Source organism: Aeromonas sp. 603079, from assembly GCF_049172135.1.
GTDB lineage: Bacteria > Pseudomonadota > Gammaproteobacteria > Enterobacterales > Aeromonadaceae > Aeromonas > Aeromonas veronii.
The window spans coordinates 251,694-265,654 of sequence record NZ_JAAKPX010000001.1; the positions used below are offsets into that span (position 1 = coordinate 251,694).

9 protein-coding genes and 2 tRNA genes are annotated in these 13,961 nt (G+C 58.4%); 4 read left to right on the forward strand and 7 right to left on the reverse strand.

Features of this window, described 5'->3' with window-relative positions; translation table 11 throughout:
• Window positions 1-40 precede the first annotated feature (40 nt).
• Window positions 41-1,132 carry a PfkB family carbohydrate kinase gene (locus tag G5287_RS01155; protein WP_227342030.1) on the forward strand — a complete coding sequence of 364 codons (1,092 nt, stop codon included), beginning with the start codon at window positions 41-43 and terminating at the stop codon, window positions 1,130-1,132.
• Window positions 1,126-2,034, forward strand: a complete 909-nt coding sequence (locus G5287_RS01160) for a pseudouridine-5'-phosphate glycosidase (protein ID WP_227342029.1) — start codon at window positions 1,126-1,128, stop codon at window positions 2,032-2,034. The genes G5287_RS01155 and G5287_RS01160 overlap by 7 nt, the downstream gene beginning before the upstream one ends.
• An 86-nt stretch (window positions 2,035-2,120) precedes the next feature.
• On the opposite strand, the gene G5287_RS01165 is transcribed toward G5287_RS01160, so the two are convergent.
• The 5 genes from G5287_RS01165 to G5287_RS01185 form a co-directional block, all read right to left on the reverse strand.
• Complete coding sequence (locus G5287_RS01165; RefSeq protein ID WP_227342997.1) at window positions 2,121-2,846, reverse strand: carbonic anhydrase; 726 nt, start codon at window positions 2,844-2,846, stop codon at window positions 2,121-2,123.
• A gap of 350 nt (window positions 2,847-3,196) precedes the next feature.
• On the reverse strand, window positions 3,197-4,471 hold the full coding sequence (locus tag G5287_RS01170; protein WP_227342028.1) for an alpha/beta fold hydrolase: 1,275 nt from the start codon (window positions 4,469-4,471) through the stop codon (window positions 3,197-3,199).
• A 130-nt stretch (window positions 4,472-4,601) separates the two neighbouring features.
• Complete coding sequence (locus G5287_RS01175) at window positions 4,602-4,814, reverse strand: hypothetical protein (RefSeq protein ID WP_216975756.1); 213 nt, start codon at window positions 4,812-4,814, stop codon at window positions 4,602-4,604.
• 83 nt (window positions 4,815-4,897) lie between these two features.
• A tRNA-Asn gene (locus tag G5287_RS01180) sits at window positions 4,898-4,973 on the reverse strand.
• Between the two features lie 4 nt (window positions 4,974-4,977).
• A tRNA-Phe gene (locus G5287_RS01185) sits at window positions 4,978-5,053 on the reverse strand.
• 265 nt (window positions 5,054-5,318) lie between these two features.
• Here G5287_RS01185 and rraB point away from each other — a divergent pair.
• Window positions 5,319-5,654 carry a ribonuclease E inhibitor RraB gene (gene rraB, locus G5287_RS01190; RefSeq protein WP_033114697.1) on the forward strand — a complete coding sequence of 112 codons (336 nt, stop codon included), beginning with the start codon at window positions 5,319-5,321 and terminating at the stop codon, window positions 5,652-5,654.
• A 56-nt stretch (window positions 5,655-5,710) separates the two neighbouring features.
• Here rraB and G5287_RS01195 read toward each other — a convergent pair whose 3' ends face one another.
• Window positions 5,711-7,663, reverse strand: a complete 1,953-nt coding sequence (locus G5287_RS01195; RefSeq protein ID WP_421230651.1) for an EAL and GGDEF domain-containing protein — start codon at window positions 7,661-7,663, stop codon at window positions 5,711-5,713.
• A 185-nt stretch (window positions 7,664-7,848) separates the two neighbouring features.
• Between G5287_RS01195 and G5287_RS01200 the strand changes: the two genes are divergently transcribed.
• Window positions 7,849-8,343 carry a hypothetical protein gene (locus tag G5287_RS01200; protein WP_216952967.1) on the forward strand — a complete coding sequence of 165 codons (495 nt, stop codon included), beginning with the start codon at window positions 7,849-7,851 and terminating at the stop codon, window positions 8,341-8,343.
• Window positions 8,344-8,413: 70 nt separating this feature from the next.
• Here the strand turns inward: G5287_RS01200 and G5287_RS01205 are convergent, their stop codons facing one another.
• Window positions 8,414-13,942: a type I secretion C-terminal target domain-containing protein gene (locus tag G5287_RS01205; protein WP_421230650.1), complete on the reverse strand. Its 5,529-nt coding sequence runs from the start codon at window positions 13,940-13,942 to the stop codon at window positions 8,414-8,416.
• Window positions 13,943-13,961: the final 19 nt, after the last annotated feature.

Below are 13,961 nucleotides of genomic sequence, written 5' to 3' on the forward strand. Positions count from 1 at the left end.
CAGCAATAATGGACAAACGTTTGTAAATGGATGTTTGTCTATGACTGAGCGTGAACAAGAGATCCTAGCCCTGCTGCGTCAGGATCCCATGATTGCCCAGCAGGATCTGGCCGATCGCCTCGGCATCAGCCGCTCCGCGCTGGCCAGCCACATCTCCAGCCTGATCCGGCAGGGATATGTGCAAGGCAGAGGTTATGTACTGCGAGAAGGCCCCTACGTAGTGGTGATCGGCGGTGCCAATATGGATATTTGTGGCACCAGCCACGACAACCTGCTGCTCGGTGACTCCAACCCGGGCAAAGTGCGCACTTCAGCCGGTGGTGTCGGCCGCAATATCGCCGAGAATCTGGCGCGATTAGGGAGCGATACCCGGTTGCTGACTGCCGTCGGCAACGACCAGTATGGTCACCATCTGCTAGAGGTGAGTCAACGAGCCGGCGTCGATGTACGCCAGACCCTGGTGCTCGATGGTCACGCGACCTCCTGCTACCTCAGCATTCACGATGGGAGCGGTGAAATGAGCTGCGCCATTAACGACATGGCTATCATAGAGCAGCTCACCCCTGCCCGCCTGACCCCCCTTGGCGGCTTTCTCGGGGGTGCCAAGCTCTGGGTGCTCGACACCAATCTGGCCATCCACACCCTCGACTGGCTGTTCGAACGACAGGGGGATCACGCCATCTTTGTCGATACCGTCTCGGTGGCCAAGGTGGAGAAGATCCGCCCCTGGCTCGGCAAGATCCACACCCTCAAACCCAATCGCAGCGAGGCTGAGCAGCTGTGTGGCATGACCATCGCCGGGCCAGACTCTTGGCCCATGGTAGCCGCCTGGTTCCACCGCGCCGGAGTCAAGCGATTGTTCCTCAGTCTGGGTGAGCAGGGGATCTTCTATAGCGACGGCGAGCAGCAGGGCCACCTGCCGATACTGGGCAGCCCGGTGCTCAACGTCACCGGTGGCGGGGATGCCTTTATGGCCGGCCTCGCCCACGCCTGGCTGCAAGATCTCGATATCACACAGACCACCCGTTTTGCCCTGGGCTGTGCCGCCCTCACCGTCAATTGTTCCGATACCGTTTTTTCCGGTCTCTGCAAAACCGCCGTTGACCGCATACTGGAGGAGTACCCATGCTGAATACTTACCTCGATATCCAACCGGAAGTTGCTGCCGCGCTGGCCGCTGGCAAACCGGTGGTTGCCCTCGAATCCACCATTATCTCCCACGGCATGCCCTATCCGCAGAACGTGGAGACGGCCCGTCAGGTAGAGCAAGTGGTACGCGATAACGGCGCTATTCCAGCCACTATCGCCATCCTCGACGGCCGCCTCAAGGTGGGTCTCGATGCGGGGGCTCTGGAAGCGCTGGGCCGGGCAGGCCACGACGTAACCAAGTGCAGCCGCCGGGATATTCCGTTCGTGCTGGCACGCAAGGGAATGGGCGCCACCACCGTCGCCTCCACCATGATCATCGCCGCCATGGCGGGGATCCGGGTCTTTGCCACCGGTGGCATTGGCGGGGTACATCGCGGTGCGCAGGAGACCTTCGATATCTCAGCCGACCTGCAGGAGCTGGCACAAACGCCGGTGGCCGTAGTCTGCGCCGGTGCCAAGTCGATCCTCGATATCGGCCTGACGCTGGAGTATCTGGAGACCCAGGGCGTGCCGGTGATCGGCTATCAAACCGAGGAGCTACCCGCCTTCTACACCCGCGAGAGCGGCTTCAAGGTTGACTATCGCCTCGATACCCCGGCAGCCATCGCCGAGGCGCTGCGCCTCAAGTGGGAGCTGGGACTGGCGGGCGGCGCCGTAGTGGCCAACCCCATCCCGACCGCACACGCCATGCCGAAAGCCGATATCGACGCGGCCATCGCCCGAGCGCTCCATGAAGCGGACGAGCAGGGGATCAAGGGCAAGGCGTCAACCCCCTTCCTGCTGGCCCGCGTCTGCGAACTGACCGGCGGCAACTCGCTGGCAGCCAACATCCAGCTGGTACTGAACAACGCGGCCCTCGGCGCCCGCATCGCTGCCAGCCTGTAATCGCACACCGATACCTCGCCATGTAAAAGAGGGCCTGACGGCCCTCTTGTTGTTTTTGCTATCTACTGTGCTATTGCAACGCTGTGTTATTGCAGGACCACGCGCCCATTGAGCGGTTGCACCGGCCGGTTGTTGGGGTGGTGCATCACCGCCTTGAAGGCGTCGATCTGGGCCTGACTGACCTCAACCGGCTGCTTCATCACCAGCCAGCGCACTCCTTCCGAGCATGGAGGCGTAGTAAGGGAACCGCTGAAGCGATAGTAGTCATGGCTTTCCGGCAGCAGTTGCTCAGCAGAGAGCGGCGCCTTGAGGGCCTGGATCTCCCCCACCTTGGCAGGTAATGCACTCCAAGCTGCCGCCAGCGCAGGATTGGCCTTGCCAGCCTCGAACATCACCGCCACCACGGCGATCTCTTCCTTGTCACTGACGTGCACCAGATGCCCTTCCAGCGGATAGGATTTGCCCTCGATGAGGTTTTCACTCGGGGCGTGGAAGTGGAACTGCTTGAGCTCAAACCTGGTGCCATCGAGTTGCAAAATGCTGCCCGGGGCATAACCGACCTGCACGGTATGACCATTGTTGACCACTGTGTTGCCACCCGCCTGATAGTGGAGTACCAGCGGGGCCAGTTTGGCCTCGACCAATCCGTTCAGGTCAACCGGCGACTGATTGCTACCCGCACACTGGCCAAACTCAGGGGTCAGCTTGGCCCAGTGGGCAGGCCCCGCCTCACCGCTATATTCCCAATGGGGGGTGGCAGCAAACACGACAGGGCACAGCAACAGGGAGCAGGCCAACAGAGACTTTCTCATCATACATCCTTATCTTGATTGAAAAGCACGACCATCCCCTACCCCGGATTGCGGGGCATGCAGAGATGGCATATCTGATACGCGGGATACAGAGCGGTAGAGCGACTTTCTAATGGTAACGAGCACGAGTTGGTCAATCGGTTTGACCGCGGCTCAATACAGAGTCGTTTGGCAAGTATATGGTGAGGGATCGGCAGAAACAGTGAAAGAGGGGGAAATTAATCAGCCGGCTATCCACTCATCGTCTGGCAGGCGCGGGGCAAGGTTCAGGGCGTCACGCTTTCATAACAACCATCCATAACAATCATCGCGGGAGTCCGGACTCCCGCGATGATTGCCGATAACGACAATTAACGGTCGCGATTCAACGCGATCAGACGATCAAGAATCGCTTCACCATCGGCGCGCAAACCGTTGTGCTCATATTCATTGGTGATCCAGGCACGACTGTTGCCAAGGCCACGCAGAGTTTCGCGACTGTAGTCAAACTCCACATACATATCCTCGGCATAGACGGCGCAGGCTACCGGCACCTTGTTGCGGGCCAGCTGGGCCGGATTATAGAGCGCCCCCCAGTCCGCCTTGTTGGCCAGCAGATGGGCCGCCTCTTTCAGGGGCAGCAACTCGCGGAACTGCTCGAACATCCAGGGGTAAACCATCTCGCCGGTGAAGGCGAAATCCTTGCCAGGCGCCCAGTTCACCGCAGGAAACTCCCCTCTGACCCGATCCGCCGCCCAGCGAGTCGCCTCCCCTTCGGCATAGATAGCCTCGTGCAGGATGGCAAACAGCGGGTTGGTATTGAATGGCTGCATGCTCTGCACCTGATAGAGAAAGGCCGGGCTCAGCTTGTCGCCGATAAAGGCCTCTTCCAGCAGGTAATAAAGCTCCTCGAAAGCACCCGTAGCGCCGAGATCCAGCCCTTGCTGCTGGAACTGCTCCACCGTCAGGCGCTGGCCGTTGGGCAGCCGCACATCGTGCTGGTGCAGATGGTTAGCCAACCGGTTGGCAATCCCCTGAGCGTGGGGGAAGCGGGCGAAGAAGGCTCGGTTCTTGTCAGCCACCCGCTGATAGGTGGCGCGGTAAACCTCCTCGGCGCTGCGGCCAATCGGCGCGATGCCGCCGGTGATATAAACCTCCCGCAGGCTATCGGGGAAGAGCGAGAGATAGGTCAAGCAGCAAAAACCACCAAAGCTTTGCCCCAGCAGGCTCCAGCGATGCTTGGGACTGAGCTCCAGCCGGATGAACTCGGCATCTTGCACTATGCTGTCGGCGCGAAAATGGCTGAGATACTCCGCCTGCTCGGTCGGTGTCATTTTGGCCAGAATATGCCCATGGATGGGGCTCGACATCCCGGTGCCACGCTGATCCAGCAGCAGCACTCTGAACTCCTGCAACGCCCGCTTGAGCCAACCACTGTTAGCCGTCGGGCGCGGCGCCCCGAATCCCGGCCCCCCTTGCAGAAACAGCAGCCAAGGCAACTTCTCATCGAGCTTGTCTTTACGGCAGAGGGTACGGGCAAACAGGGTAATGCTGTCACCATCCGGCTCACCATGATCGAGGGGAACGGTAAAAAAGTGCGGCTCGCAATGAATGCCGTCCAGTACATAGCTCAAGGGGCTGTTCATCTGGGGTCTCTCCGTCAGGATGGGAACATCATTGACCCCATCATATCCTCGCCCAGCCACAGGGTCACTCCGGTTTTCCAAAATGTTAACAATGGCTTAAAGGTCGAAACATCACCAGACAAGCCGCTCTTCAACGGTGCTGAATTAATTGTTTTGCGGGGGAGATTGACGCCATGGCGCCATTCAACAAAGATGGCTCGCCTGCACAGGAGTGCAGCCATTCAGGCCGACAAAATGGATAAGGGAATGTGATGAAACCGAAGTGGATCAGGGCCAGAAAAAGAGAGAAGAAGCCATGCCCTGGCAGCATGTTGCAGACCGGAATGCTGCTGTTCAGTGCCACCTGTGGCGCGACGCTCTTTTTGGCAGCATGCAACAGCAACTAGAAATGAAAAAGCCCGCTCGATTGAGCGGGCTTTTCGAATTTGGCTCCTCCTACTGGACTTGAACCAGTGACATACGGATTAACAGTCCGCCGTTCTACCGACTGAACTAAGGAGGAATTGTGGTGCCCAGAGACGGAATCGAACCGCCGACACGGGGATTTTCAATCCCCTGCTCTACCGACTGAGCTATCTGGGCAACGGCGCGCATTAAACCCTTTCCAGCGCAGAGTGTCAACCATGATGGCACGATAAAAAGCACGTTCGCTCAACAACTGAACGCAATGAACGGTTATTAGCCGTTTCGGAGCAGAAATCTGCCTAACCGTGACCCGCCTCATATATGAATGATCACCAAACCGCGGGAAATCACGGCCTCTATAGCTTTGCCACATTGAGCCGAATCCACTCTGCGAGTATGCTTTGCCGCAATGATACCGCCTGGAGGCAACATGAGTCTGAATATGCAAGAGTGGCGTGAAGAGACCACCGAGATCGTCAACGAACTGCTGGCCGATGGCAGCAATCCCGATGCGGATTACGACATCGAGCACCACTTCGCCTGCCAGGATTTCGACCGTCTGGAAAAAGCAGCGGTTGACCTGTTCAAGGCCGGTTTTGAAGTGACCGATGCCGAAGAGATGGAACTGGATGACGGCGCCACCATCTTCTGCTTCGATGCCACCATCGAGTGCAAGCTGAATGTCGAAGCGATCGTTGCCGATATCGCCAAGATGCTGCCCATCCTGGAAAAATATGGGGTGGACTACGATGGCTGGGGCACCTACTTCCAGGATTGATCCCTGCCACAAACAGAGAGGCCACCTGCGGGTGGCCTCTCTGTTATTGCAGACTGTCACAAATAACTGGCGGCAAACTGCTCGGGCGACAACGGGGGGCTGAACAGATAACCCTGTAGCCGATCACACCCCGCCTGGGTCAGCCACAACTGTTGCTCGACGGTTTCCACCCCTTCTGCAGTAATGCAGATCCCCAGCTCATGACCAAGTCCGATGACCGATCTCACGATGGCGGTGGTGGCACTGTTGCTGACCAACCCCTGGGTGAAGCTGCGATCCAGCTTGAGCGTGGCGACCTTGAGCCTTGGCAGATAGGCCAGCGAGCAATACCCAGTACCGAAATCATCGATGGCCAGTTGAAAACCGGCGGCGATCAGGTTATCCAGGTTGGTCTCGATCTCATCGGCATTCTCCATCAAGACTCCTTCAGTGATCTCCAGCTCCAGCTGGCCTGCATTCAGACCATGACGTGCAATGCAGCCCTGCACCAGCTTGCAGAGCGCCGGATCACGAAACTGCAACGGCGAAAGGTTGATGGAGAGTACCATATCCGGCTGATCGGTTTGCCACTGGGCCAACTGAGCACACCCCAACTCCAGCATCAGCTGACCAAGTTGGCCGATGATCCCCATCTCTTCGGCCAGTGGAATAAATTCTTCCGGCGAGATCATGCCAAGTTCAGGATGCGGCCAGCGGCAAAGCAATTCTGCACCACAAAGCAGATGGGTTGTGCTGCTGATAATGGGTTGGTAGACGGCAACCAGCTGGGATGACTTGATGGCGAGCGGTAACTGGGCGGCGATCAGTTGACGCCGCTTGAGCCGGGCGTGCAGCGCCGGATCAAACAGAGTGCAGTACTGCTGCTGCCGCTTGCCCTGCGCCAGCGCCGCTTCAGCATGGCTGAGCAACCGCTCGGCATCGCTTGCCCGCCCCTGAGCCAGCCCCAGAAACACCGGGATCTGGATACGATGATCTTCCACCTGATAGTACTCCATCAACTGCTGCTGCAGATGCTGGTTCCACTCCTGCAACGGCTCGTTGAAATCGGGGAGTAACAGACAGAAGTCATCGGCAGCCACCCGGCAGAGCAAGGTTCGCGGCGGAACCAATTGCTGTAGTCGCTTGGCCACCTGGCTCAGCAGGCGATCGGCAATCCGGATCCCGAAGCGATCGTTAACCTCACGAAAGTGGTGCAGATCGACCAGCACCAGTGTGGCGCTGCGGCACCCCAAATGGCGGCTGGTCTGCAAGAAACGGGAGAGTTTGAGCAGCCCGGTGAGGCTGTCGTAGTGCTGCTCCTGCTGCAACTGTGCCTGAGTGGTGCGCAAGCCAGTGATATCGCGCCCCAGCGTCAGGATCCCGAGGGAGTGACCATCCCCATCGGGGACATCGACCCGGGTGATCTCCATATGCCGTCCCTGCCCTCTGGCATCCAGCAGACAACATTCGCCGTGGCCCATCCCTTGGGGTGCCGCCAGCCGGAACGGCAGCTGCTGACCCAGCACCTCATCCGCCCCCTGACCAATAAAGTCGAGAAACGCCTGGTTGCACTCCAGCAACACCCCGTTGTGATCATCGAAACGGATCAGGTCAGGGATGGCATCGAGCAGAAAACGCTGCAGCACCTGCTGTTTTTTGACCGTCTGTTCCAGGTGCTTGCGCTGGGCAATCTCGTTGACCATTCCGAATACGGCATATGGCTCACCCTGAGCCGTGTAAAGCGGGATCTTGTGCACCTCCATCCAGCAGGTCTCACCGCCCCGATTACAGTGCAACTGTTGATGAAGCAAGGGAACGCCCCCCGTCAGCAACTGCGCGTCCTCGGTACGAAATACATCGCCCCATGGCATCTCTGCATCACTCTTGCCGACCACCTCGGCGGGTGAACCCAACTTGGCCTCAATGGCAAATTCACGATTGGCAAACAGGTAGCGACCATGCCTATCACGACAGAAGATACTCATTGGCAACTGGTCGATGATCTGCTGAAGCAGATCCGGGGTAAGCATGTTGGTCACAGGGGCGCTTATGGAGGAATTTCGAGCAAATCTATGATAGCAAACCAATTTTGTAAAGCACCCCCGGTAACCCCTCCGTTTACACCGATGCAGCACGCATGCTGACAGAGGTTGTCGCTCAGGTGATAATAGGCACCGGTTGGCCAATGGCCTGATAAATGGACGAGAGAAGCAAGATGAAAAAGATGATGGGGTGCGCATTGGCGCTGCTGCTGGCAGGTTGTGCTGGCGACAATAACGGTGGTGAGGAGTATCGCTACAACCCGCCGGTCGCCAAGGCGACCAACAATACCCAGGAGATGGCGATCCCGGTGGATCTGGTGTGGGCTCGCGCCGAAAAGTGGTTCACCGACCACGGCCTCACCATCGAAAACAGTCAGCGCGGTGCCGGCCTGATGACCGCCAATGTCAACCAGTCGGCCGACGGACTTGAGTGGCTGGACTGCGGCACCATGGGTTCCAAAGTAGCACTGGGCAACCCTGACCTGCAGATCAACCTGATCATCACCCAGAGCGGCAACAGCAGCGTGGCCACCGTCAACGTCAAAGGCAACACCGAGCTGTTCTTTGTGGAATCCTCAGGCGAGCGCGTATCAGCCCCGTCCATCAAGCCGGTCTGCGTCTCCCGCGGCACCCTTGAGCAGAGCCTGTTTGCCACACTCGGCAACTAATTTCGCCTCCCTGCCAAGATAAAAAAAGCGGCAGATTGCTCTGCCGCTTTTTTACTGTCCCGAGTTGGGCTTACTTGTCGATATCGAGCATGTTGTTGGTCAACATGTAATCGATCACTTGGTTGGCAGTAGTACCTGCCCCCCCCGTCAGACTATCGAAAGTATGGTTCATCAGCACTATTTCCTGAGTCACCGACGCAGTACTGCTCTCCTTGACCTGTAGATGTACCCCTTCATTGTCCTGGAACACCGACAGCAGGCTCTTCAGATCGTTCTGGTTACGAGAACCGTCGTGATCCAACAGGTCGCTCAGATCCAGCTTGTCACCTTCCGCCTTGGAGAAGTCGACCACGTAATCCTTGGCAACGCTGCCTGCGGCGGTATCGCCCTGCAGCCAGGTGAAGGTATCGGCACCGCTATCCCCCTTGAGAATGTCATTGCCAAGCCCGCCAACCAGGATGTCATTGCCCAGACCACCGATCAGGTTATCGTCGCCAATACCACCAAACAGGGTATCGTTGCCGCTGCCACCGTACAGGGTATCGTTGCCGCTCTCGCCATACAGGGTGTCGTTGCCGGCACCACCGAACAGGATGTCGTTGCCGGCACCACCGAACAGGAAGTCATCGCCACCCTGACCGAACAGGATGTCGTTGCCATCCCCGCCAATCAGCACGTCCGCCTTGTCATTGCTGGAGGACTGATCGAACTCGCTGGCATGGTCCGTGATGTAGTCATGGACCTGGGCATCGGTCACCGAGCCTGCGCCCAGCTTGCCGGCCACATACTGCTTGATGGCCGCGTAGCCTTCACCGTTGATACCGGCGAAGTGGATGGCATCCCCGAACAGGATGTCGTCGCCAGCACCGCCGTCGATCCGGTCACTGCCCGGCAGGTTATTCACCGAGGTGCCCAAGATGGCGTTGGCCAAATCGCTGGCGTTGACGCCGGTCATGATGACGCCGTCAGAGTCATAGGATTTGAGATCGTTGTAGGAGATGTTGGCCCCCAGTCCGATCGCTTCTACCGTAACCCCCATCCCAGTAAGCAGCCCAAAACCTGCTACCGAGTTATTGATAGTTGAGCTGGAGGTAGTGCCGCCATCACCATCCAGTGTTGAGTAGGTATATCCCCCCCTACCATCCGGACGCATAAAACCGATCGGGTTGCTGTATCTACCATCGGCATACACTCGGCCAGCGCTGTCGATGATGGTGTAGCCATTGGAGCTATATACCCGACCCGGAATATAGGTGCCACCAAGCAGACTGTTGAGATAGACGTCATAGCTGCTACCTGAGAAATTCAATACCCTCGGGTTGGAGCCTTCGTTACCGAGGTAATAAGTTGGCTGACCATCGGTAATGAAATAGGACAGATTCTTGGCATTACTGTTACTTTGAGCCGTAGAACTACTGAACCAGTTAGCAACCGTCTTGAACACATCTTCATAGTTGGTCCCCCCTCCGCTACTCATGGAATCGATTACAGCCTGCAGCTGATTCAAGGCATTGCTGTCTTTCAGGTTCACACTAATACTGGCATTCGACAGAGCATCAAAGTCAACCAGCATGATGTTGACTGTACCAGCCCCTTCGCTACCTGCGCTCGCTTTGAGGCTGGCGAAGATCTGTGCCAACTGGCTCTTGATGGTGTTCATGGCGCTGGTGCCGATACTGCCCGAGCTGTCGACCATAAAGGCGATGTTGTAGTTCTGGCCCGGCAGTACCACGCTGCCATCCAGATCCCCGACCACGATATTGTGCTCGTTGCCATAGGTGCGGTTCTGATCGCCCGGCTCCCCTTCGGTGGAAAGGAAGTAGCTCATGCGGATCGAATCCTGATCCGATGCACTGCTGGTCTGATCGGTCGCCACTTCCTTGGCAATGGCTTCTACCTTGAGGTCGAACTGGCCGGCACTGCTGCCCGGCACCCGCAGGGTCAGACCGGTCAGTTTGACGTCCAACGCGCTCTGGTTCCACAGACCGGTCAGCGTCAGCGTGCCATCGGCCCCCACGGTACCTAGCACGGTGGAGCCCTGATAGAGGGTCGACCCCGTCGGCATGCCGGTCAGTACCAGGCTGTCGAACTGCTCGCTACCATCACGGTCGGTCAGGGAAGCAGTGATCTCGAGCGGGTAATCCACCACACTCGGCTGTACCGCCGTCAGGGTGCCGTCGGTCTGGTTGAACTGGTAAATGCCGTCATCAAACTGCACCAACTCGATGTCGTAGAGCGACTTGCTGATGGTGATGCCGTTCTCCTTCACCAGGAAGTTGAAACCGCCGTCACTTCTGCGCTCGATGACATAGTTGGCACGCGAGCCCATCAGTACGGCCAGGTCGGTACCGGCGCCGCCAAACAGGGTGTCGCCACCCAATCCGGCCACCAGGATATCGTTGCCGGTACCGCCGTCGAGGGTGTCACCTGAGGTGGAGTTGCCACCGACCAGCACGTCATTGCCAGCACCGCCGACGAAGTAATCGCCGCCGCCCTTCACGCTGACGATATAGTCATTGCCGTTGCCGCCCACCACTTGATCCTGACTGGTGGTGCTGTCGGTCAGACTATTGGTGATGCCAAAGTTGCCCTTGTTGAAGTTGCCGCTCTGGAACGCCCCGGTGGAGATGCCGGACGACGGGTACTGGGTATAAAGCGGGACGCCGTTGCCCGTCAGGCTGATGTCGACCACCGGCTTGTCCGCGACCGCCGTGATATCGATCACCAGCTTGCCTGAGTTACTCAGGTTGGCACCATCGCTGATCTGGTAACCCAGAGTGGCGTAGTCCCCTTGCTGGTTGCCCGTCGTCGTACCGCCACCATTAAGGGCATTGCTGCTGGATTCATTGAGACTAGGCACAAAGCGCAGATGACCGCTGTCGATATCGGCGTAGGAGACAAGATCCCCCACCTTCACTGCAATCCACTGGCCAGCTGCGTTCAGGTATTCCAGCTTGCCGCTCAGCGGCAGGGTGTTGATCTGCACGCTCAGGTCAGAAGCGGCCTGATCATCGCTGGCACCAAACTGGGCCCACTTCAGCACCAGTGGCGTGTCCTCCTTGCCGGCACTGTAGCCACCCGTGGTCACCGGCGCCCGATCGTTGTCCACTATGGTGCCGGTCCCGCTCTGCCCACCGATGGTCACCGAGAGGGTCTCGTTCGTTTCGACCAAGCGATCGTTCACCGTCGGGATGGTCACAGTGAAGTCCGACACACCGGCTGGTACCGTGATCTTGCCGGTAGTGCTGTTATAGGTCACACCATTGCTGAACTGGGCATTGCCCCAATCCTGGTTGGAGGCGGGGTTGTTGCCCGAACCACGAATGGCGAAATCGTATTCAGTCGCTTCCTGGGTCGCATCTGACAGGGTGACTTTGTGCAGCAGATTGCCCCCTTCGGTTACGCTCTCGCTGGAGACTCCCTGAACCAGCGGCGTGAAGAGAGGCTTGGTTGCAAAGGAGCCAATGCTGGCGTCGCCGTCACCATCCACCACCCGGACCTGGAAGTCGATGTCGCCATCACCCAGAGGTTTGGACATGCGCTGATACTGGAAGAACTCCCACTTGCCTGTGGCCGGCGTAAACTCCAGCTTGAAGATGAGGTTGCCGTCCTCATCCTTCCCGACCAGGGTATTGGCGCCGCTGGCGGTGATGGCGATGGCAGAACCGGAAGCCGTTCGCAGACCATTTTCGAAGGTTGCCGGGTCCATTAGCAGCCCGATGGAGCCCTTGCCATCCGCCCCCCACTGCGGGGTCACGGTGCCAGAACCATAGGCGATTGCCTGCGCCGTGTTGGAACCGAGGAACTCGATGCTCTGTACGGTGAAGTCGCTGTTGTCGGAGGTATTGGTGCTGCCGTTGTTGGTCGCCTTGATCACCATGGTATCAAAGCCACCCTGCTGCACCTGGAAGTTCTGGTTGAACTCCCCACCCGATGCGTTGGAGTTGAATACCAGGGTACTGATCAGTACACCACCGCGATAGAACTCCACGACCCCGCTCTCCAGCTCGCCGCCAAACATTTTGCTGAACTTGATGTTGGCGCCGTAGGCAACCTTGCCCGCATCCAGCCTGACGATCAGCTGCTCGGAGGCGGACGATCCGTCGGCAAAGTGACGGAAGTCAATCTCGTTGGCGAGGTTGTGGTAAGGCGCAGCTCCGCTGGCCACCCCCAGCCCCGAGCTGGAACCGTTGACCACCGCCGTTACCAGTGAGGAGTCTGTTGCCGACTTGAAGCCCAGGGCGCTGATAGTAAAGCCCGCCATGTTCAGAGTGCTCTGGTTGCCACTGTACTTGGTCAGGTCAAAGAGCCCGGTCAGCACGTTCGGAATATCGGTCTTCACCACGGAAACGGCATCGCTGTTGTCGGCAATGGGGGAGTCGTCCTCAACGCTGACATCCAGCTTGTCCTTGGTGACGCCGCTGCCATCGGAGACCTCCACATCCAGCTGGAACGACAACTTGTCTTCCGAGGTCGTATCCCCGTGGTCGAGGGGACCTTTGAGGGTCACGTCATAGGTCCACTCACCCTTTCCACTGGCATTGGGTGCCGTCAGCTTGACCTCGACCACAGCCTTGTAATCGGCGCCGCCAATCACCCCTGTGTAGCCAACCAGCGTCTTGCTGCCCGCATCCCAGCTCCACTGGACCTTTGCCCCACCGGACGTCAGCCCGGCCGGTCCATTCAGGGAAATGTTGAGTGTGCTGCTGTCGATGTCGCCCACCGAGAGGGTACCGGACGCCTTGATGGCATTGGTGGTATCAGGATTGCCGACCGTGTCGGCAATGCCGTTTGCCAACCCCTCTTCAGAGACGATAACCCCGTTGGAGATGGTCAGCGTCGGCAGATCGTTGACCGCATCCACCTTGATGGTCACGGTTGCGGGACTCGCATCCACGGCGCCGTCGTTGTCTACCGCCGCATAGTTGAAGCTGGTGTTGCCGTTCCAGTTCGCATTCGGAGTGAAGGTGAGGTTGCCGGCGTCCGCCACCGCAATGCTCTGATCCACGGTCACCGCCACCCCGTTCAGATAGAGGATGCCGTTGGCAGGCAGGCTCTTGATAGTGAAACTCACCACGTTGCCATCAATGTCGCTGCCACTGAGGGTCGGAATGGCGATGCTGGCTGCATCTTCCTGGCCGTTTGCCTGCTTGTTCGCCGTCTCCGGCGCTTCATTCAGGATCTGCGCGTTGTCGCTGCCCGGCAGTGAGACGTTGCCCGCCTTGTCGGTCTGGGTCGCCGTCACCGTCAGCGACTTGCCGTTGGCCGGGGTCGTTTCCGTCCAGCTGATGGTGCCGTTCTGATAGCCGTAGCTCTTGCCATTGCTTGCCAGCAGGGTGCCATCGGCCTTGAGCGTCAATTGGACAGTACTGTTCACCCCACCATTGTTGATGGTCAGCGTCACCTTGCCGCCCGCAACCAAGTCAGCATGATTGACCTCTGCCCGAACCTGGATCTGATCATTGCCAATCTCGGCCTTGGTCAGCATTTGGTCATTATTGGTGTCATCAACGATGGTCACGGTCGGTGCTGAGGAAGCTACGCTGTCCAGGATCGCCTCTTCCTTGTCGCTCGCCGGGTTGCCCGCCTGGTCGGTCACGTCCGCCTTCACGGTGAAC